Source organism: Arthrobacter sp. sptzw42, assembly GCF_059089685.1.
On the sequence record NZ_JBNHEX010000018.1, the window covers coordinates 40164 to 59983 of the forward strand.

The 19820-nt window shown below is 65.2% G+C and carries 19 protein-coding genes; 3 read left to right on the forward strand and 16 right to left on the reverse strand.

Annotated elements, in window-relative coordinates; translation table 11 throughout:
• Window positions 1-57: 57 nt before the first annotated feature.
• From AC5RT4_RS17015 to AC5RT4_RS17085, 15 genes are all read right to left on the reverse strand, one after another.
• Entirely contained in the window at window positions 58-630 is a 573-nt protein-coding gene (locus tag AC5RT4_RS17015) for an MOSC domain-containing protein (RefSeq protein WP_494106532.1), read from the reverse strand.
• Between the two features lie 24 nt (window positions 631-654).
• A complete protein-coding gene (locus tag AC5RT4_RS17020; protein WP_494040273.1) occupies window positions 655-3057 on the reverse strand; it encodes an ATP-binding cassette domain-containing protein in 2403 nt (800 codons plus the stop codon).
• A gap of 83 nt (window positions 3058-3140) precedes the next feature.
• A complete protein-coding gene (locus tag AC5RT4_RS17025; RefSeq protein ID WP_494106533.1) occupies window positions 3141-3560 on the reverse strand; it encodes a VOC family protein in 420 nt (139 codons plus the stop codon).
• Entirely contained in the window at window positions 3557-4006 is a 450-nt protein-coding gene (locus AC5RT4_RS17030; RefSeq protein WP_494106534.1) for a helix-turn-helix transcriptional regulator, read from the reverse strand. Before AC5RT4_RS17030 ends, AC5RT4_RS17025 begins: the two co-directional genes overlap by 4 nt.
• A 78-nt stretch (window positions 4007-4084) precedes the next feature.
• Window positions 4085-5077 carry a 3-hydroxyacyl-CoA dehydrogenase family protein gene (locus AC5RT4_RS17035; protein WP_494106535.1) on the reverse strand — a complete coding sequence of 331 codons (993 nt, stop codon included), beginning with the start codon at window positions 5075-5077 and terminating at the stop codon, window positions 4085-4087.
• Window positions 5074-5568 carry a ribose-5-phosphate isomerase gene (locus tag AC5RT4_RS17040; RefSeq protein ID WP_494106536.1) on the reverse strand — a complete coding sequence of 165 codons (495 nt, stop codon included), beginning with the start codon at window positions 5566-5568 and terminating at the stop codon, window positions 5074-5076. Before AC5RT4_RS17040 ends, AC5RT4_RS17035 begins: the two co-directional genes overlap by 4 nt.
• Window positions 5565-7349, reverse strand: coding sequence for a dihydroxyacetone kinase family protein (locus tag AC5RT4_RS17045; RefSeq protein ID WP_494106537.1), 1785 nt, complete (start codon window positions 7347-7349; stop codon window positions 5565-5567). Before AC5RT4_RS17045 ends, AC5RT4_RS17040 begins: the two co-directional genes overlap by 4 nt.
• An 80-nt stretch (window positions 7350-7429) precedes the next feature.
• On the reverse strand, window positions 7430-8431 hold the full coding sequence (locus AC5RT4_RS17050) for a sugar phosphate isomerase/epimerase family protein (RefSeq protein WP_494106538.1): 1002 nt from the start codon (window positions 8429-8431) through the stop codon (window positions 7430-7432).
• A 45-nt stretch (window positions 8432-8476) separates the two neighbouring features.
• A complete protein-coding gene (locus AC5RT4_RS17055; protein ID WP_494106539.1) occupies window positions 8477-9604 on the reverse strand; it encodes a Gfo/Idh/MocA family protein in 1128 nt (375 codons plus the stop codon).
• Window positions 9589-10287 (reverse strand): ThuA domain-containing protein, encoded by a 699-nt coding sequence (locus AC5RT4_RS17060; protein WP_494106540.1) that lies wholly within the window; start codon window positions 10285-10287, stop codon window positions 9589-9591. The genes AC5RT4_RS17055 and AC5RT4_RS17060 overlap by 16 nt, the downstream gene beginning before the upstream one ends.
• 52 nt (window positions 10288-10339) lie before the next feature.
• A complete protein-coding gene (locus AC5RT4_RS17065; protein ID WP_494106541.1) occupies window positions 10340-11344 on the reverse strand; it encodes a sugar phosphate isomerase/epimerase family protein in 1005 nt (334 codons plus the stop codon).
• 28 nt (window positions 11345-11372) lie between these two features.
• The gene (locus tag AC5RT4_RS17070; RefSeq protein WP_494106542.1) at window positions 11373-12566 is read right to left on the reverse strand and encodes a Gfo/Idh/MocA family protein; all 1194 of its coding nucleotides are present in this window, start codon (window positions 12564-12566) and stop codon (window positions 11373-11375) included.
• Window positions 12567-12595: 29 nt separating this feature from the next.
• The gene (locus AC5RT4_RS17075; RefSeq protein ID WP_494040284.1) at window positions 12596-13501 is read right to left on the reverse strand and encodes a carbohydrate ABC transporter permease; all 906 of its coding nucleotides are present in this window, start codon (window positions 13499-13501) and stop codon (window positions 12596-12598) included.
• 1 nt (window position 13502) lies between these two features.
• Entirely contained in the window at window positions 13503-14441 is a 939-nt protein-coding gene (locus tag AC5RT4_RS17080; protein WP_494040285.1) for a carbohydrate ABC transporter permease, read from the reverse strand.
• Complete coding sequence (locus AC5RT4_RS17085; RefSeq protein WP_494040286.1) at window positions 14438-15766, reverse strand: extracellular solute-binding protein; 1329 nt, start codon at window positions 15764-15766, stop codon at window positions 14438-14440. The genes AC5RT4_RS17080 and AC5RT4_RS17085 overlap by 4 nt, the downstream gene beginning before the upstream one ends.
• A gap of 244 nt (window positions 15767-16010) precedes the next feature.
• On the opposite strand from AC5RT4_RS17085, the gene AC5RT4_RS17090 reads away from it, so the two are divergent.
• The 3 genes from AC5RT4_RS17090 (at window position 16011) to AC5RT4_RS17100 (ending at window position 19595) form a co-directional block, all read left to right on the forward strand.
• Window positions 16011-17066 (forward strand): LacI family DNA-binding transcriptional regulator, encoded by a 1056-nt coding sequence (locus AC5RT4_RS17090; RefSeq protein ID WP_494040287.1) that lies wholly within the window; start codon window positions 16011-16013, stop codon window positions 17064-17066.
• 10 nt (window positions 17067-17076) lie between these two features.
• Window positions 17077-18264, forward strand: coding sequence for a mandelate racemase/muconate lactonizing enzyme family protein (locus AC5RT4_RS17095; protein WP_494040288.1), 1188 nt, complete (start codon window positions 17077-17079; stop codon window positions 18262-18264).
• 119 nt (window positions 18265-18383) lie between these two features.
• Window positions 18384-19595 carry a fumarylacetoacetate hydrolase family protein gene (locus AC5RT4_RS17100; RefSeq protein WP_494106543.1) on the forward strand — a complete coding sequence of 404 codons (1212 nt, stop codon included), beginning with the start codon at window positions 18384-18386 and terminating at the stop codon, window positions 19593-19595.
• Here AC5RT4_RS17100 and AC5RT4_RS17105 read toward each other — a convergent pair.
• The coding region (locus AC5RT4_RS17105; protein ID WP_494106544.1) for a hypothetical protein at window positions 19523-19820 on the reverse strand (298 nt) is incomplete at its 5' end. The genes AC5RT4_RS17100 and AC5RT4_RS17105 overlap by 73 nt on opposite strands.

Sequence of the window (19820 nt, forward strand, 5' to 3'; positions counted from 1 at the left end):
GTAACCCACAACCGGCTTGTTGCCCTGAAACGCCATGTCATGTCACCGTACCTCCGCTTACGGCAGCCTGCCCGGCCTTAGCAGGGTTGGCACGCCCGCCTGCGCGGGATCCAGCGCAACGGGACTGACCAGCACTGCCGGGCCGCGGTGAAGGATGCCGCCGGAGACTGCCCGGCAGCGGATTCCGCCCCTGCCCCGCATCGCGGCGTGGCCTCCCGGGGCGAGCACCTCGTTCATCCACGCACACGGGTGTGCGGGGCGCCCGCCGTGGAACTCCACCCGCGAGCCGCCGGATTCCAGCACGAAGTCCTGGCCCAGCAGTGGAGCCAGGTGTGCTCCCCGAAGGATGACATTCCGCCGGGTCGCCAACGGATCAAACGGTCCGGCACCCAGTTCCGCAGCCATCGCCTCTAAAGCCTCGACGGCGAACAGGGTCACCGCAGCGTCCATGTGGGCGGCTTTGCCAAAGAAGCGGTCGCCCGCAATGCCCTTGCCCGCCACCACTTCCGCCGTTTCGGCATCGGAAGTGGGCACAGCAGCAGCACCGTCCCGTGCCCGGCCAAAGTAGGCGTGCGCCGGGGATACGAGCAGGTGCAGGATCTCGACGTCGTAGCGGTAGCTTTCGCTCATACCCCCACCGTAGGGCAGGCAGGCTCAGGCACTGACGTAGGCACCAAGGTGCTTGCCGGTGAGGGTTGAGGCGCCGGCCACAAGATCAGCCGGCGTGCCCTCGAAAACGATCCGTCCGCCGTCGTGCCCTGCTCCCGGACCCAGGTCGATGACCCAGTCGGCGTGCGCCATCACCGCCTGGTGGTGCTCGATGACGATCACGGACTTGCCCGAGTCCACCAGCCGGTCCAGCAGGCCCAGCAGGTTCTCCACATCCGCCAGGTGCAGGCCGGTAGTGGGCTCATCGAGGACGTACACGTCGCCCTTCTCGGCCATCTGGGTGGCGAGCTTGAGGCGTTGGCGCTCGCCGCCCGAAAGCGTGGTCAGTGGCTGGCCCAGACTCAGGTAGCCCAAACCCACGTCTTCAAGCCGGTCCAGGACAGTCCGGGCGGCCGGTGTCCTGGCATCGCCGTCGGCGAAGAAGGCGGCCGCCTCCGTGACGGACATTGCCAGCACGTCGGCAATGTTCTTGCCGCCCAGGGTGTATTCCAGCACCGACGCCTGGAAGCGGCGGCCCTCGCAGTCCTCGCACGGGGACTCCACGGTGGCCATCACGCCCAGTTCCGTGAAGATGACGCCGGCACCGTTGCAGGTGGGGCAGGCGCCCTCGGAGTTCGAGCTGAACAGCGCCGGCTTGACGCCGTTGGCCTTGGCGAATGCCTTGCGGATGGGCTCCAACAGGCCGGTGTAGGTGGCGGGGTTGCTGCGGCGGGATCCACGGATGGCGCCCTGGTCGATGACCACCACACCGTCGCGCTGGGCCACCGAGCCGTGGATCAGGGAGCTCTTGCCCGAGCCGGCCACCCCGGTGACCACCGTGAGGACACCCAAGGGAATGTCGACGTCGACCCCCTGCAGGTTGTGCGTGGCCGCGCCCCGGACCTCCAGCGCGCCGGAGGCCTTCCTGACCGAGTCCTTTAGAGCTGCACGGTCGCCGAGGTGGCGTCCGGTGATGGTGTCACTGGCGCGAAGGCCCTCGACGCTGCCTTCGTAGCAGACCGTGCCACCCGCGCTGCCCGCCCCGGGACCGAGGTCAACGACGTGGTCGGCAATGGCGATGGTTTCCGGCTTGTGCTCCACCACGAGAACGGTGTTGCCCTTGTCCCGCAGCTGCAGCAGCAACTGGTTCATGCGCTCGATGTCGTGCGGGTGCAGCCCAATGGTCGGTTCGTCAAAGACGTAGGTGACGTCGGTGAGGGAGGACCCGAGGTGGCGGATCATCTTGGTGCGCTGGGCCTCGCCGCCGGAGAGGGTGCCGGCGGGCCGGTCGAGGCTGAGGTAGCCGAGGCCGATGTCCGAGAACGAGTCCAGCAGGTGCTGGAGGCCCTTGAGCAGGGGAGCCACGGACGGGTCCTTGAGGTCCCGTACCCACCCCGCGAGATCGCTGATCTGCATCTGGCACAGCTCCGCGATGTTCTTGCCGTTGATCCGGGAGGACAGGGCCTGCCGGGTCAACCGGGTACCTGCGCATTCGGGGCAGGTCTGGAAGGTCACGGCCCGCTCCACGAACCGGCGCACGTGCGGCTGCATCGCCTCGGGGTCCTTGGACAGCATGGATTTCTGGATTTTCGGGATGATCCCCTCGAAGGTCAGGTTGACGCCCTCCACCTTGATCTTGGTGGGCTCCGCGTACAGCATCGTGTCCAATTGCTTCGCGGTGAACTTCGAAATTGGCTTGTCCATGGGCAGCCCCATGCCCTCGAACAGCCGCCCGTACCAGCCGTCCATGGAGTAGCCCGGTACAAGCAGCGCACCCTCGCCAAGGGACTTGCCGTCGTCGTACAGCGCTGTCCGGTCGATGTCGCTGACGGCACCCATGCCCTCGCACCGCGGGCACATCCCGCCTAGATAGACGGCCTGCTGGACAACGGCCTTCTCCACCCGCCCGCCCTTTTCCGTGGACATGACGCCGCTGGCCTTGCGGGTGGGAACGTTGAAGGAGTATGCCGTGGGCGGGCCGACGTAGGGGGAGCCCAGGCGGCTGAAGAGGATGCGGAGCATGGCGTTCGCGTCAGTGGCGGTGCCCACGGTGGAGCGCGGGTTGGCTCCCATGCGCTCCTGGTCCACGATGATCGCGGTCGTCAGCCCTTCCAGGAAGTCCACCTCGGGACGGGCCAGCGAGGGCATGAACCCCTGGACGAACGCGCTGTAGGTCTCGTTGATCATCCGCTGTGACTCTGCGGCGATGGTGGCGAATACCAGCGAGCTCTTGCCCGAGCCTGACACGCCCGTAAACACGGTAAGCCGGCGCTTCGGCAGCTCAACGCTGACGTCCTTGAGGTTGTTCTCCCGAGCACCCTGCACGCGGATGAGGTCGTGCGTGTCGGCAGGGTGCAACCCGTTGGCCCGGGGGCCGGTGCTCGTGGCGGTGCTGGTGTCCGTGCTCATCGGGTCTCCATCTGTTGGGCTTCCTTGCCCGGGGGGACCACGCTCGCAGCCTCCCGGGCGTCGCTGGCTTACATCCTCCCAGTTCAGGGCTGCTGGTTGATCCGGACGGTGTTGCCTGCCGGGTCCCGGAAGGCGCAGTCGCGGATACCGTAGGGCTGGTCCACCGGTTCCTGGACGACGTCGGCCCCCGACGCTTCCACGTGGGCGAAGGCGGCGTCGACGTCCGGGGCGGAGAGGATGACGGTGGCGTAGGTGCCCTTGGCCATCATTTCGGCAATGACGCGGCGTTCGTCGTCGGTGATTCCGGGATCCACGGCCGGCGGGTACAGGACGATGGAGACGTCCGGCTGTCCGGCGGGACCTACGGTGATCCAGCGCATGGTGCCGCGGCCAACATCGTTGCGGACCTCGAAGCCAAGGGCGTCGCGGTAGAACGCCAGGGAGGCGTCAGGATCGGTGTGCGGGAGGAAACTTGAGCTGATGCTGATGTCCATGGCAGTCATGCTAGTTGCGGTTCCGGAACCGGTGCTTCTCGATTCCTGACCGGTCTTGTCACCTGTTTGGCTACACAGGCGGGAATGCCCGCCGTCGACACCGCCGCCTCCTGTTTGTAGGTGCTGGGCGGCATGCCCACCAGCTCGGTGAAGCGGGTGCTGAACGTCCCCAGGGAGGAGCAGCCGACGGCGAAGCACACCTCCGTGACGGAAAGGTCGCCGCGGCGAAGCAGCGCCATGGCCCTTTCAATGCGCCGGGTCATGAGGTAGCTGTAGGGCGATTCCTGGTAGGCGAGCCGGAACCTGCGGCTGAGGTGCCCGGCGGACATGTGGACGCCCCGGGCCAGGGACTCGACGTCCAGCGGCTGCGCGTAGTCCCGGTCGATCCGGTCCTTGACCCGGCGAAGTTCCTTCAACTCGCGCAGGCGCGCATCGGAGACGGGGCTGGAGGTCACCTTTCCGATGGTGCTACTTGGCGGGGAAGTTGTCCAGAGGCGGGTATCCCGTCTCTGGAAGCATCGGTGGAAGCGTCCTCAGCTGATCGGCGCGGGGCCGAGCTCATCGAGGAGTTTCTGCATGGCCACGTAGGCCTTGTTGCGGTAGGCGATCAGCTCGGGTGTGCGGTCGGCCGGGACGTTGAGGAAGCCGGCGCCCGTCTTGGTGCCGAGCTTTCCGGCATCCACCAGGTCGCTGAGGATCTTCGGGGTGGCGAACCTTTCGGGGAAATCCTTTTGCAGGGACGTGTAGCAGAAGTTGTACACGTCCAGCCCGGCCATGTCCGCGATGGCGAACGGCCCGAAGAACGGCAGCCGGAAGCCAAAGGTGGTGCGGACCAGGGTGTCCACGTCGTCCGCCGTCACGATTCCCTGCTCCACAAGCTGCGCGGCTTCGTGGAAGAGCGCGTACTGCAGGCGGTTGAGCACGAACCCGGTGACGTCCTTCACCACGGCGGTTTGTTTGCCTGCCGCGTGGACCAGTTCGCGGACAGTGCCCACGGTGGCGGCCGATGTGCCGGCGTGGGGAATGATTTCCACGCCGGGGATGAACGGCGAGGGGTTGGAGAAGTGGACACCGAGGAACCGTTCAGGGTTGGAGACCGGCCCGGACAATTCTGCGATGGAGATGGTGGAGGTGTTGGAGCCGATGATGGCGCCCGGCCGGGCGGCGGCGCTGATGCGGGCCAGCGTCTGGTGCTTGATGGTGATGACCTCGGGAACGGCCTCCTCGATGAAGTCCGCGTCTGCCACAGCTTCCTCGATGTCCTTGGCGGCCCAGAGGTTCTGCTTCAGGATTTCCGTGGAGCCGGCGGGAAACAGGCCGTCGGCCACGAACTGGTCGGACTCCACGAGGAGGCGGTCATAGTTGCTTTCGGCTACCTCCGCGGACACGTCGGCGAGAGCCACGCGCGCTCCGCCCAGGGCGAGGACCTGGGCGATCCCGCCGCCCATGTAGCCGGAGCCGACGACGGCAATCTTCCTGCCGCCGTTGGCGTCCACAGGGTTGGAGGTGCTTGCTGGTCCGGTCATGATGAGGCTGCCTTCGTGTAGTCGGGCTCGTAGGAGCAGATGGCGTCCACCTTCGCGGCGGACGCCGAGTTTTCGTCAAACCGGTAGCCGAGCCAGTCGCCCACCAGTTTCTTGGCCAGTTCCAGGCCGATGACGCGCTGGCCCAGGGTGAGGACCTGCGCGTTGTTGCTCAGCACCGAGCGCTCCACGGAGTAGGCGTCGTGGGCTGTGACTGCACGGATGCCGGGGACCTTGTTGGCCGCGATGGCCACGCCCAGTCCCGTGCCGCAGATCAGCAGGGCCCGGTCGGCCTGGCCCTCGGCTACTTTGCGGGCGGCGTCGACGGCGACGTGCGGGTAGGCGGTAGTGTCGCCGGCACCAACACCGACATCCACAACGGATACAACGCGGCTGTCAGCTTCGAGCAGCGCCTTGAGCGCTTCCTTGTATTCGACGCCGGCCTCGTCGTTTCCGATGACGATGCGCCATCCTGCTCCGGTAACCGTGGTCATGACTGTGCTCCATTTCCGGCCACCAATGCAGCCACCCTGGGATAGGGCAGGGGCCCTGAGGAATCGAAGTAATCAGAAACCCGCGTCGCGATGAGGGCAAAGGACACCGCTCCGGGATCCGGGTGGCCCAGGCTCTTTTCGGCCAGCGGCCGAGCCCTCCCCTTCCGCGGGCGCAGGGATGCGGTGGCATCGGCTGCCTGGCGGGCGGCGGTCACGGCGGAGGCCATGGCCCCGGTCGCCGTTGCCCCGTCGTCCACTGCCGCCACGAAGGCGTCCCGGAAGGGAAGCAACGCATCCACCATTGTCTTGTCGCCCATATCAGCCTTGCCCAGGCTGGTGACGGCGTCCACGAAGGCGGTCACGGCGGCCGCCGCGTCCCCACCGTTGTATGCGTGTTTGTTGCCGAGCGCCCGCCCGGCTGCCTGCAGCGCGGATCCCCAGAGTGCCCCGGACGTTCCGCCTGCGCGTTCGCTCCAGGCTTCCCCGGCTGCGGCCAGCACCCGCTGCACGGAAGCGTCGGCAGCCGTGGCGTCCCGGGCGGCTGCCGCTGCCGCTTCCGCGCCGCGCCGCATGCCGATGCCGTGGTCGCCGTCGCCGGCTATGGCGTCCAGCCTGCCCAACTCGGTTTCGTGATGGACGACGGCGCCCCGCACCTGGGCGAGGACCGCGGCTGCCAGCCGGCCCAAATCAGCCGCTGCCGCCGTCGTTTCTTCCGCTTCAGCAGGCGGCGCGCCCTCGGGTTCTGCCGGATCCAGGGCCCGTCGTGCCCGGCGTTCACGCCCGGCCATGCTGCCTTTGCGGTATCCGGGAGCATCCGCCGGGGCGCACCAGTACCGTTCCAGTTCGGTGTCCAGCCACAGCAGCGTGAGGGACAGACCGGACATGTCCAGGCTGGTGACCAGTTCCCCGCATTCCGGTTCCACGATGGTCAGGCCAGCTGCGGTGAGGAGCTTCTCCACCTTGCCGAACAGCAGGAACAGTTCTTCATACTTCACCCTCCCCAGGCCGTTGAGGATTACCGCCACCCGGTCCCCGGCATCATCGGGCTTGTCCTTCAGCAGGCGGGAGACGAGCAGATCGGCGAGTTCGGACGCCGTGGGCAGAGGATGCATGGAAATTCCCGGCTCGCCATGGATGCCCAGTCCCAGGGACATCTGGCCGGCCGGGACGTGGAACAGCGGCTCGGCGGCGCCGGGAAGGGTGCAGCCGTCGAAGGCCACACCGAGGGTGCGGGTCCGGTAGTTGGCGAGGACAGCCAGCCGTTCGACGTCGTCCAGTTCCAGTCCCGCTTCGGCCGCTGCGCCGGCGACCTTGAAGACCGTCAGGTCGCCGGCAATCCCGCGGCGCTTATCGATTTCATCGAGGGGAGCGCTCGCGATGTCGTCCGTGGCCAGGACAGTGCGGGTCTGAATGCCTTCGGCGTTGAGCCGCTGCTGTGCCTCGCCGAAATGGATTACGTCCCCGGCGTAGTTGCCGTAGCTCAGCAGGACCCCGCCGCCGGCGCTCGCGGCCTTGGCCACCCGGTACACCTGCCCGGCGGACGGCGAGGTGAAGATGTTGCCGCAGACGGCACCGGCAGCCAGGCCCGGACCCACCAGGCCGGCGAAGGCGGGATAGTGGCCGGAGCCGCCACCCACCACCACCGCCACCTGGCCTGCGGGCAACTCGGTGGAACGGACTACCCCGCCGTCCACCCGGGCAACGTGGGCGCGGTTGACGGCCACAAAGCCGTCCAGCGCCTCGTCCACGAAGTCGGCCGGATTGTCGAAGATCTGGGTCATGGTTTCCTCAATGCATCCTTGCTGCTGGAAAAGTCGTGCCCTCAGCGGGCGCGCCCTGTTGCCTGACGCCGTTGGCGCCGTTACACCCTGGCGAGATCCGCCGTCGGCTGTTGCCGCCCCTGTGCAACCTGGCTCTCGCCGAGCGCGTAGCCCTCCCTCTTGGGAAGGACGTGCCGGCGAAGGTAATCCTGGTTGCCGGCTGCAACGCTCAGCCCGTCTCCGCCGTAGTGCTCGGTGCAAAGAATGCCCTGGAAGCCCACTGACAGGGCCACTTTGAACGCCTCCCGGTAATTGATGAGGCCGCTTTGCATCGGAGCCGGCATGGTGGCGTACATATCCCGGGCCACGTCCTCGTCGCGGTAGTAGTTCTTCATGTGCCAGTAGTTGGAGAAGGGCAGGGTCCTGGCTACGAGCTCACGCCAGTCCTCAACTGGCCGGTGGAGCCGGATCAGGTTCCCGAGATCCGGGTTGAGTCCCACGTTCGACAGTCCGATGTCCTGGACCAGCCTCACCGAGGATTCGGCGGTGCCGAGGTAGGTGTCCTCGTACATTTCGAGCGAGAGCAGGACCCCCACCTCTGCGGCATGCCTGCCGAGTTCACGCAGGCGGGCCACGGCGTTGCCCCACGTGTCCTTGTCAGCCGCCGGGTCCTTGTGGCCCTCGACGGTCCAGAACCACAGCTGTTTTTGCTGCTCGGGCGTGATGGCCTGGTGCAGGCCGACGGAGACGACCTCGCAGCCGAGCTCTGCAGCCGCGTCAATGGTGCGGTGGCTGTAGGCCAGGTTGGCTTCCCAGTTGGCTTCATCGATGATGCTGCGGCGAATGGCGGAGATGGCCGGAAGGCCAATTCCAACGTCCTCCGCGGTCTGCTTGAATTCGGCGAGGCGATACTTGCTGAGGTCACCGGGACGAACCCAGCTGTCCGTCAGGTCCGCGTTCGCGAAACCGGCGTCCCTGACCTCGGTAAGTGCCTCGGCCCAGGCGGACGGTTCCGCGTCATTGGTGTGCGTTCCTTGGCCGGTGGTGCCCGGGAATGGCAGCATCGCCGCAGCGATGGGCCAATTGGCGGCTGTGTAGGCCATAGATGCTCCGATGTCTGAAGAGGGAAACGCCTTATGCAGCGGCGCCTAGGACGCGGCTTCCTGGGCCTGGAGCTCGTCCAGGTCGCCGGTCAGGACGGTCAGCTCCACGCTCTCCGGCCGCTCTGCCGTGCTGCTGATTGCCACCGCAGCGCCTGTGCGTGCCGATTCGAGGACTGATTCCATGACCTCAAGCGCGTGGTAGGCCAGGGTGCCGCCCGCGCGCGGCTCGGCGCCCGGGGCGGTGGAGGCAAGGTCGGCGATGCCGAAACCGCGGCCGGCGTCGACATAACCGGCCGACACGGGAAGGGTCTCCCAGTCGTCCGCACCCAGGGAGAACAGCTGGACCTCGCCGTCGAAGTGGTTGGGGTCCGGCACTACCAGTGACCCGCGTTCGCCGTGGATCTCGATGTTGGGGGACTTGGACTTGACGGCGTCGAAGCTCATGAAGAGGGTGGAGAACGCGCCGGAGGCGTGGACAAGGACGCCGGTGACGTGGGAATCGATGCCTACGGGAACCTTTTCGCCTTGCCGGGGTCCGGAGCCGATGGTGCGTTCGCTACGGGTGTGGCTTGCGGCGCCGATGACCGAGACCACCGGGCCCAGCAGGGTAACGAGGGCGGTGACGTAATAAGGGCCCATGTCCAGGAGCGGGCCCCCGCCGGGCTGGTAGTAGAAGTCCGGATTCGGGTGCCAGCGCTCGTGTCCGGGCGTCACCATGGTGGCGGAGGCAGAGATTGGTGCCCCGATCAGTCCGTCGTCAATGGCTTTGCGGGCGGTTTGAATGCCGGTGCCCAGGACAGTGTCGGGCGCGCAGCCGACGGCGACTCCTGCCTCCCGTGCTGCCTCCAGCACCTGGCGTGCCTCGGCAGTTGTGGCGGCAAGGGGCTTCTCGCCGTAGACGCTTTTGCCCGCGGCGATTGCCTTAAGCGCCACTTCGGCGTGTGCGGCCGGGATAGTGAGGTTCAGGACCAGTTCGACGTCGTCGGCGGTGAGGAGCTCTTCTACACTGACGGCGCGGACGCCCTCGTACTGCTCGGCGACGGCCTGGGCACGCGCCGGATCGAGGTCCGCCACGGCCACCAGTTCGATGTCAATGAGCTTGCGGAAATTGGTGAGGTACTGCGCAATGATGGCTCCGCAGCCAACGATGCCTACTTTCAACGGCTTGCCCACAGCAGGCCCCTTTCAATGATGGTGCGGACGTTCCCGTCCTGGAGGATTTCCACCCGGTGGCCGGGGGTCGCGACGAAGATGCGGCCTTTGCCCCACTGACGGGTCCAAATGGCGGGAGAGGTGACTTCGCGGTTCCACGGGTCCCACTCGCGGACCTTCTGGGTGGTGGTGGCCAGCACGTCGATGTAGTCGTCAGAGAGGACCCAGTACTGCTCGGTCACGAGGTCAAAGTCGGAGAGGCCCTTGGTGATGGGATGCCCGGCCGCGGCAGGCAGCATGTTCACCGTGTAAGGCACGTAGTTATCCGACTGTTCGCCGGTGCACTCGTCCGGGTGCTTGCCCGGGTGGCAGGCGAACTGGCCGCCGATCAGGTGCAGGTAGTCAGAGTTGTTCCGATAGGAATCGGCGATGCCCCCGTGCCAGCCCGCCAGGCCGGTACCGTTTTCAACTGCCGTGCGCAGCCCGGCGAATTCGTCCTTTTCAATGGTGGTCATGGTCATGCACTGCATGATCAGGTCCACCCCTGCCATGTATTCGGCGTCGGCGTACACCTTGGGGGACTCCTCCACGCGGACGTCGTAGCCGTTGTCCGTGAGGTAGGGGATGAAGAGTTCGGTGGCCTCGTACGGTTGGTGCCCGTCCCAGCCGCCGCGGACCACCAGGGCGTTCTTGCGTTCTGTCATGTGAGCTTTCCTTTTGTTTGGCTGCCGGCCGGTAGGGGCCGGAAAATCTGGGTCAGTGGCTGGCGAAGGCCGCATCGAAGGCGGCTGCGGGCGGGGCGATCCGGGCAAGTTCCTGCACCATCGCGAGGGCCTGCGGTGCGCCAATGAGGCGGTCCATTCCGGCGTCCTCCCACTCAATGCTGGTGGGGCCGCTGTAGCCGATGGCGTTCAGGGTCCGGAAGATCCGGTTCCACTGCACGTCGCCGTGCCCTGCGGTGACGAAGTCCCAGCCGCGGCGGGGATCTGCCCAGGCAAGGTGGGAACCCAGGCGTCCGTTGCGGCCGTCAAGCTGCCGGACGGATTCCTTTACGTGGACGTGGAGGATGTGCTCCGCGAAGTCCTGCAGGAACATCACTGGGTCCAGGTCCTGCCAAATGAAGTGGGACGGGTCAAAGTTCAGGCCAAAACTCTTGCGGTGCCCGATGGCCTCCAGGGTGCGCTTGGCAGTCCAGTAGTCGTAGGCGATTTCGGACGGGTGGACCTCCAGGGCGAAACGGACGCCTTCCTGCTCAAAGACGTCCAGAATCGGGTTCCAGCGGTCGGCGAAGTCCTGGTAGCCGGCGTCGATCATTGACTCGGGGGCGGGCGGGAACATGGCGACCGCCTTCCAAATGGAAGAGCCGGTAAAACCTGTCACGGTCTTCACCCCGAGGCGGGCCGCAGCCCGCGCGGTGTCCTTCATCGATTCGGCGGCCCGGCGGCGCACTCCTTCTGCTTCACCGTCGCCCCAGATTTCCGCTGACAGGATGCCCTGGTGGCGTTCGTCGATGGGGTCATCGCACACAGCCTGCCCGGTGAGGTGGTTGGCGATCGCGAAGACCTGGAGGTGGTTCTTTTCCAGGATGTCCAGCCGGCCCTGGAGGTAGTTATCGTCCTCCGCGGCGCGGCGCGGGTCCAGGTGGTCGCCCCAGCAGGCGATCTCCAGCCCGTCGAAGCCCCACTCTCCGGCGAGCCGGGCCACCTCCTCAAAGGGAAGGTCAGCCCACTGGCCGGTAAAAAGGGTGATGGGTCGTGTCATTGGGGTTCCTTGTCCTGTGCGCACGTTCCTAGACCTTCTGCCATTGGCTGGAGTTCGAGGCACTGGACTCCACGGCGGCCAGTACCCGCTGGACCTGCAGTGCGTCCGCGAAGGAAGGTTCCGGCTGGCGGCCTGCGCCGATCGCGGTCACGAGGTCCACTACTTGGTGGGTGAAGCCGTGCTCGTAGCCCAGGCCGTGGCCGGTTGGCCACCAGTTGCCGACGTAAGGGTGCTCCGGCTCGGTGACAAAGATCCGGCGGAAGCCGGCGTCAGGGGACTCGGCTGCGTCGTAAAAGGACAGGACGTTCATGTCCTCGAAGTCGAAGGCGAGGGAGCCTTTGGTGCCGTTGATTTCCAGGCGCATGGCGTTTTTCCGTCCCAGCGCGTAGCGGGTGGCCTCGAAGACCCCGACGGCGCCGCTGGAGGTACCGCCGCCGTCGAACTTTGCGCTGAAGATCGCCGCGTCGTCAACTGTGACCGTACCGCGGGGTGCGTCGCTGCTGAGGTCACCATGTCCACCGAGGCCGATCATGTCACCGGCCAGCGGGCGTTCCGGGACAAAGGTTTCGAGCAGCGCGGAGACGCCGGTGATGCTCTGCCCGGTGACCCACTGGGCGGCATCGATGCTGTGCGCCCCGATGTCGCCAAGGGAGCCGGACCCGGACTTGTCCTTGTCCAGCCGCCAGGTCATGGGGGCGTTCTCGTCGGAGAGCCAGTCCTGCAGATACTGTGCCCGGACGTGCCGGAGGTTGCCCAGCCGGCCCTGTTCCACGAACCGCTTGGCCAGGGCGAGGGCCGGAGTCCGGCGGTAACTGAAGCCGCACATCGAGAAGACGCCCTGCTTGGCGGCGGTATCCGCGGCGAGGGTCATCCGTTCCGCTTCCTCCACGGAATTCGCGAGGGGTTTTTCGCACAGCACATGCTTTCCGGCCTCAAGGGCGGCGATCGCGATGTCGGCGTGGGTGTCGCCCGGGGTGCAAATGTCGATCAGGTCGATGTCGTCGCGCTCGATCAGCCGGTGCCAGTCGGTCTCTGTCGAATCCCAGCCAAATCTGGCTGCTGCGGCCTGCACGCCGTCGGCGTTCCGGCCGGCGACGGCGGTGAGCAGGGGTTGCAGCGGCAGGTCGAAGAACCGTGGTGCGGTGCGCCAGGCGTGGGAGTGGGCGGCGCCCATAAATGCGTAGCCGACCATGCCGACCCGCAGGGGTTTTGCGGTGGTCATGCGAGTGTCCTTTCGTGGAGATCCTGGCGTTACTTGCTGAAGCCCGCGGTGAGGCCGGCAAGCAACTGGCGTCGGCCGATGACGTAGAGCACGAGGATCGGCAGGGTGCTGAGCACCACCGAGGCGAGAACGGCAGGGATGTTGACGCTGTATTCGCCCTGGAAGGTCCACAGAGCCAGGGGCAGTACGCGCAGGCCGGGGCTCTGGGTGAGGACCAGCGGAAGCAGGAACCCGTTCCAGACGTGCAGGCCGTTATAGATGGCAACGGTCACGATCGCAGGGCGGGTCAGCGGCAAGGCAAGCCGCCACATTGTTTGCCACTCGCTGCAGCCGTCCAGCCGCATCGACTCGAACAACTCGTTTGGAACGTCCCGAATGAAGTTGGACAGGATCAGTACGGTCAGCGGGATGGCAAAGGCAATGGACGGCAGCATGAGCGCCAGCAGGCTGTCATACAGGTTGAGGCGGATGATCATCAGGTAGATCGGGATGATCGTCGCCTGGAGCGGGATCGCCAGCCCCATCAGGAACATGCCGTTGACCAGCTTGAGGAACCTGCCCTGGCCCCGGACAATGGCGAATGCGGCCATGAAGGAAACCAGTACCGTGGGGATGACAGCACCGAGGGTGACGATAGTGCTGTTCATGAAGTACTTCGTAAAGTCGGCCTCAAGGACCAGTTGATAGTTTTCCAGCGTGGGTGAGGTGGGAAGCGCCAGCGGATTCTGGCCGAAGTAGCCTTCCTGCGTCTTCAGGCTGGTAATGACCACGTAGTAGACCGGAATGATGATAACGGCGAGCCAGATCCAGCCGCCCAGGCCTGCGGGGATGTTCAGCCGCCTCATCCGGGAACCGAAGCCGCGCTTGGCGGGGGCGGGGTTGGCCGGGGAGCCGGCGGGAGTTTCCTCCGTGCTGCTTTTCAGGACGGTGCTCACCCTACATACCTTCCAATTGGCTGCCCTGCTTGTCCTTGCCTCCAAGGCGCTGGAGGAGCAAGGCAAGAGCAAGGCCGATGAGTACGAGAATGACGGCGATCACGCTTGCCGGACCCATCAGGTTGGCCCGGAACCCCCGCAGATACATGTCAAGGGCCAGGATCCGGGTGGAGTTTCCCGGACCGCCGCCGGTCAGGACGAAGATCAGGTCGAAGTACGTCAGCGATCCAACCACCATCAGGGTGGAGGACGTGATGATGGTGTACTTCAGCTGGGGGAGCGTGATGTGGAAGAACTGCTTGATGGTTCCTGCTCCGTCGATCTCTGCCGCTTCATAGAGCGATTTGGGGATCTGGCGAACGCCGCCCTGGTAAATGAGCGTATGGAACGGCACGAACTGCCAGGCAATGACGAAGATGACCAAACCGAGGGCCAGATGCGGTACACCGAGCCAGTCCTGGGCAAGGAAAGGCAGTCCCAGCCCGGTGGCCAGCCCGAAGTTGGGGTCCAGCAGGGCCTTGAAGGCGATGGCGACTGCTGCCGAGGAGAGCAGCAGAGGCAGGAAGTACAGCACCGCGAGGGCGGCCCGGTAGCGCTGGCTTCCCGCCGTGAAGACTCCGAGGAGGAGGCTGATCGGAGTCTGGACGAGCCAGGAGGCGATCATGATCAGGAAGGTCAGTCCCAGAGCGTTGTACAGGCCCGGGTCGGCGAGCACGGAGAACCAGTTGTCAGTGCCCGCTGCCCCGATGGCGCCGATGCCGTCCCAGCTGGAGAAGCTGAGGATGAGGACACCCGCCAGGGGCACAACAGCGAAGACGAGGAAGAAGACCAGAGCCGGCAGAGTCAGCCACGCGAGTGCGGCATTCCGCTGCCCGCTTTGCCCGCCTTCGACCTTGCCGCGGGCGGCAGTCTTGGGAGCGGTGGAGACGGCGTTACTCATTTTCCGAGGGTGGCATTCATGTTCTCGGCGAACTGCTGCGGCGTGATCGACTTCAGGAACAGCTGGTCGATGTTGTTCAACAGTGCTTCGGCGGCGGTGGGGCTCAGCGCCTGGTCCCAGGACTGCTGGAAGTTCGGGGCGTTCTTGGCCAGGTCGTAGACGAAGTTCAGGAAGTCCTTGTCAGGAGAGGCGTCGAGCTTGTCCTCGATGCCGTTGACGATGGGAACCGACCCGGAATTGATATAGGTGTCAATCACCGTTTCGGTCAGGATGCCGTCCTTGAAGAACTTCTTAGCGGTCTCCTTTTCCTGGTCCGTGGCTTTTGAGGAGATCGACATGTACTGGGCGGGGTTTCCCACGCCGTTCTTGGGGTCGCCCTTGCCGCCGGCAACGGTGGGGAACTGGATGAAGCCGAGTTTGCCGTCCTGGACGAAGTTCTGGCCGCCCTTCTTCATGGCGCCGTAAGTCCAGGAACCATGCAGCATCATGGCTGCCTTGCCCGTGAACAGGAGCGCCTGGTCCGCGTTGGAGTCCGCGGCAATGGAGGAGAAACCCTTGATGAAGCCCTCTGCGGAGACGAGCTCCTGGATCTTTGTGCCGGTCTCGATGACTGCCGGGTCCATCCACGCATTGGGTTTGCCTTCGAAGATGGCCGTGAACACCTCGGATCCGCCGATCCGGTCGAGCAGGTATTCCAGCCACATCATGGAGGTCCAGCGGGACTGTCCACCGAGGGCGAAGGGTGCCACGCCCATGTCGTTGAATGTCTTCACCAGCGACATAACGTCGTCCCAGGTCTTCGGCGGCTGGGCGCCTGCCTTCTCGAACAGTTCCTTGTTGTAAAACAGGACAATCGGGGCGACGTACTGGTTGGGCAGGGCATAGATCTTGTCATTGACCGTGGCTGCACCGAATACCGACGGGAAGAACTTGTCCTTCAGTTCCGGATTCTCTTCAAACCAGCTGGTCAGATCCTCCACCTGGTTTGCCTCTGCATACGTCTTCAGGGTGCCGCCGCCCCAGCCGTAGATGATGGTGGGTGCCTGGCCGGCGCCGATGGCGGTTTTGATCTTTGTTTTGTAGGCGTCGTTCTGGAAATACGTAACTGCGATCTTGTTGTCCGGGTTCGCCGAACCGAAGGCGTCGACAGCTTTCTGCATGGTGGTCTGGTTCGGTTCACCCGACAGGTACCACATGCTGGCGCCCCCGCCTCCGCTGGAGGTACCTGGTCCCGACGTCCCGCAGGCAGTGGCCGTCATGGCCGCGAAGGGGGTCAGGGCAGCAAGGGCAAGGAAAGAACGGCGGGAGGTCTGGGGCTGCTTCATTGCTTCTCCATCTGGAAATTTGCTTCTTTGCAAGTATCGGAGCCACTGCTCCGCTCCACGTTTCGAAATGTTTCGAACTTGTGGTTTAGATCACTTTCTAAACTAAAGCGGCTTAATCCTGTGCGGTCAAGAGGTACCTTGCACAATTTTTTGTCAACCTTCGCGCTTCAAAACCTTTCCTTGACGTTGGATGGGGGTGCCGACAGAATGAGATTTCCGAAACATTCGAAAGATTGCGATCGCCATGACAACGAAAACGCCTCCGCGGACCAAGCCCACGCTCGCCTCCGTGGCGCGGCAGGCCGGCGTCTCGGCGCCCACAGTGTCCAAAGTGGTGAACGGCCGTGAAGATGTTGCCCCGGAAACCCGGGCCCGGATCCTCGCAGTGCTGGAGCAGTCCGGATACCAGTCGCCCCAGCTGCGGCGCTCCGCTGCGGAGGCCGGGACTGTTGTCGAAGTGGTGATCGATGTACTCGATTCCGCCTACATGATCGAGGTCCTCAACGGAATACTTCAGTTCGCTGCCGCTGCCGACGTGGAGATCCTGGTCAGCGTCACTGGCCCTGGACCCTCCAGCCTTCCCAGCCCCGAGCGGCGCGCACAGCGCATGCTGGACGAGGGGCGGGCGGGGATGATCGTGGTGACTTCCGCGTTCAGCGAAGCACAGCTGCAGGCCTTCCGGCGCCGAAAAATCCCCGTCGTCGTCATCGATCCACTCAACCCGCCGTCCGCGGATGTGGTCAGCGTAGGGGCCACGAACTGGGCCGGCGGTAAGGCCGCCACCGAACACCTGCTGGACCTGGGGCACCGCCGGATCGCGTACATCGGCGGAATCGAGAACGCGGAGTGCAACCAGGCGCGGCTCCATGGGTACATGGCGGCCCTGATGGCCCGCGGCGTCGCGGTGGAACCCCGGTTCATCGTTTCAGGAGGCAGGTTCCGGCGGGAGAGCGGTATTGCCGGGTTCCAGGAGCTGCTCAAGCTCGACCCGCTTCCCACGGCGATCTTTGCCGGGAGCGACACCATCGCATTGGGAGTGCTCAGCGAAGCGGGCCGCCATGGCGTCAGGATTCCGGAGGACATCAGCCTGATCGGCTTTGACGGAACCAAGCAGGGCGCCGAATCCGTCCCCTCGCTCAGTTCCGTGGCCCAGCCCCTGGAGGAAATGGGGCGCGCGGCGCTGCGGTCAGTCCTGCGCCAGGCCGATGGCGAATTCCCCGATTCCCATCGGGTGGAACTTGCTACCCACCTCATTGTCCGCGACTCCACGGCTCCCCCCGCAGTCGCTGAAGAGAAATGAAGCCGCAGCGATGAAAATCACCAACCTGGACACCGTCGTCGTCGATTTCTACCGGACAAACCTCATTTTCGTCCGGCTCAGCACGGATGCCGGCATCACCGGCGTCGCTGAGGCAACCCTCGAAGGCCAGGAGCACGCGGTCCGCGGCGCCGTCGAAATCCTTGCCGGCGCTGTTCGCGGCAAGGATCCCACACGGATCGCCCGGAACATCTACGAACTTAACCGCGACGCCTACTGGCGGGGCGGGCCCGTGACCACGACCGCGCTCAGTGCCCTGGAAATGGCCATGTGGGACGTTTCGGCGCGGGCTCTCGGCGTCCCGGTCCACCGCATGCTCGGCGGCCAGGTCCGCGACAGAGTCCGCGCCTACGCAAATGGCTGGTTCTCGGGCGCCAATACACCCGAGGACTTCGCGGACGCCGCCGTCCGGACAGTCGCCCAGGGCTTCCGCGGACTCAAATGGGACCCATTTGAAGCAGCCGACCTCACACTTGAGCCGAGGGACCTGCGGCGCATGCTCGAGCCCGTCGCTGCCGTCCGCGAAGCAGTAGGCGACGATATCGAGCTGTTCATCGAAGGACACGGCCGCTTCGATGTCCCCACAGCCATCCGGGTGGCCCGTGAAATCGAGCAGTTCCAGCCCGTGTTCTTCGAAGAACCCTGCCCGCCGGACGGAATCGATGCCCTCATCGAGGTACGCTCCAAATCGCCGGTACCGATCGCAGCGGGGGAGCGCTGGTTCGGGCGTAACACCTTCGTCCCGGTCCTGGCACGGAACGCCGTTGACTACATCCAGCCGGACGTCACGCACGCAGGCGGCCTGCTGGAACTGTCGTTCATCTCCACGCTCGCCGCGGCACACTACATCCCATTCGCCCCACACAACCCGAGCGGACCACTCAGTACCGCGGCAACGCTCCAGCTCGGAGCGATGCTGCCCAACTTCCGGTACCTGGAAATCATGGCCTCGGACGTGCCGTGGCGGAGCGAGATCTCCAACGAGCGCCTCCAGTTGACCGAGGACGGCGACATCCTCATTCCCGACGGCGTCGGGCTGGGCATCGAACTCGACTACGACGCGATCGCCGAGCACCCCTACACGCCGCATCCGATGCGCATTTTCCACGACGCAGTGGCAGACATTCGACCGCCGGATGCCCGCTCCTACTTCAACCTGGACACGGTGCCCGCAATCTGAGCGAAGGGAGGTCCGGGGCCGCCTTGGCGCCCCCCGGCGCTCCTTGGCCACAATCCGTGGAGGTTTCGACGGCAGCTCTGTGCAGGCTGGAAAGCAGCCACTGAAGATGAGGACCAGGAATGACAAAAACGCCGTTACCGCAAATCCTTCCGGCCGACCCGGCAGGCGCGATCCTCGTCGGCCGGGTCTGGGATCCGGTCTCCCAAGGCCCAAGGGTGGTCTCTGTCCGGGACGGGATGGTGTCCGATCTGACCCCTGAGGTCCGAACTGTTGCCGGGCTTTTGGACCACAAAGACCCCTTGGAATTGGTGCTGCACCGAACTGGCAATCCCGGCTGGGACCTTGCCGAACTGGTGGACGCGTCACTCGCGGGGGACCGTAACCGGCCCCACCTGCTGTCCCCGATAGACCTTCAGGTGATTAAGGCCTGCGGTGTCACTTTTGTGGAGAGCATGATTGAGCGGGTGATCGAGGAGCGGTGCGCCGGTGATGTGCACCGGGCGGCGGAGGTCCGCGCAACGGTTGCCGGCGCTATGGGTGGCAGCCTGGACTCGTTGCGCCCGGGATCGGAACAGGCCCGGCAAGTCAAGAGTGTCCTGTCAGCCCAGGGTATGTGGTCGCAGTACCTTGAGGTTGGGCTTGGCCCTGACCCTGAGGTGTTCACCAAAGCTCCGGTGCTCTCCTCCGTGGGCTTTGGTTCCGGAGTCGGGATCCCCGGCTTCTCGTCGTGGAACAACCCTGAGCCTGAACTTGTCCTGATCGCCGACTCCGCAGGACGGATCCGGGGTGCCACGCTGGGAAACGACGTGAACCTTCGGGATGTCGAAGGCCGCAGCGCACTCCTGCTCGGCCTGGCGAAGGACAACAACGCATCCTGTGCCATTGGCCCGTTCATCCGGCTGTTCCACCAGGACTTCACCCTGGACTCCCTGCGGATCGAGGAAATCACCCTTACCGTGGAAGGGGCAGACGGCTACCGGCTGGAGGGCCGGAACAGCCTGGCCCGGATCAGCCGGCCCTTCGAGGAGCTCGTGGACGCCGCGTACGGCCGGCACCACCAGTATCCCGACGGCTTCGCTCTCTTCACAGGAACGCTGTTCGCTCCGACTCAGGACCGGCATGCCGAGGGGCTCGGCTTCACGCACCAGCCCGGGGACGTCGTCACCATCAGCAGCCCTCTGCTCGGCTCCCTCATCAACCGGACGGACAGGACCGAGGACATGGAGCCGTGGACCTTCGGGATCACAGCCTTGTTCAACTACCTGTCCCAGCTGGAGCGGGGGGCGCTGGCCTCGACCGGGAACTGGACGGATTCCCACGTCTCCCCGTAAGGGACCTGATCGTTCAGTTCCACGGTGAAGCGGCCGGCACCGTGTTTCGTCACCAGGATGCCCTGGACAGGGTTTTCCTGGGCCATGGCACGGAGCTGCTGGATGGAGGCATCGAGCTTTTCATCAGCCTCGGATGTCGTAGTGGCAAGGATGCTTAGGCGATGCGGCGTTCCCATGGGATTCCTTTCAGCGTAAAGGCAGGCGGCCGTGCCAAGGGGCACGGCC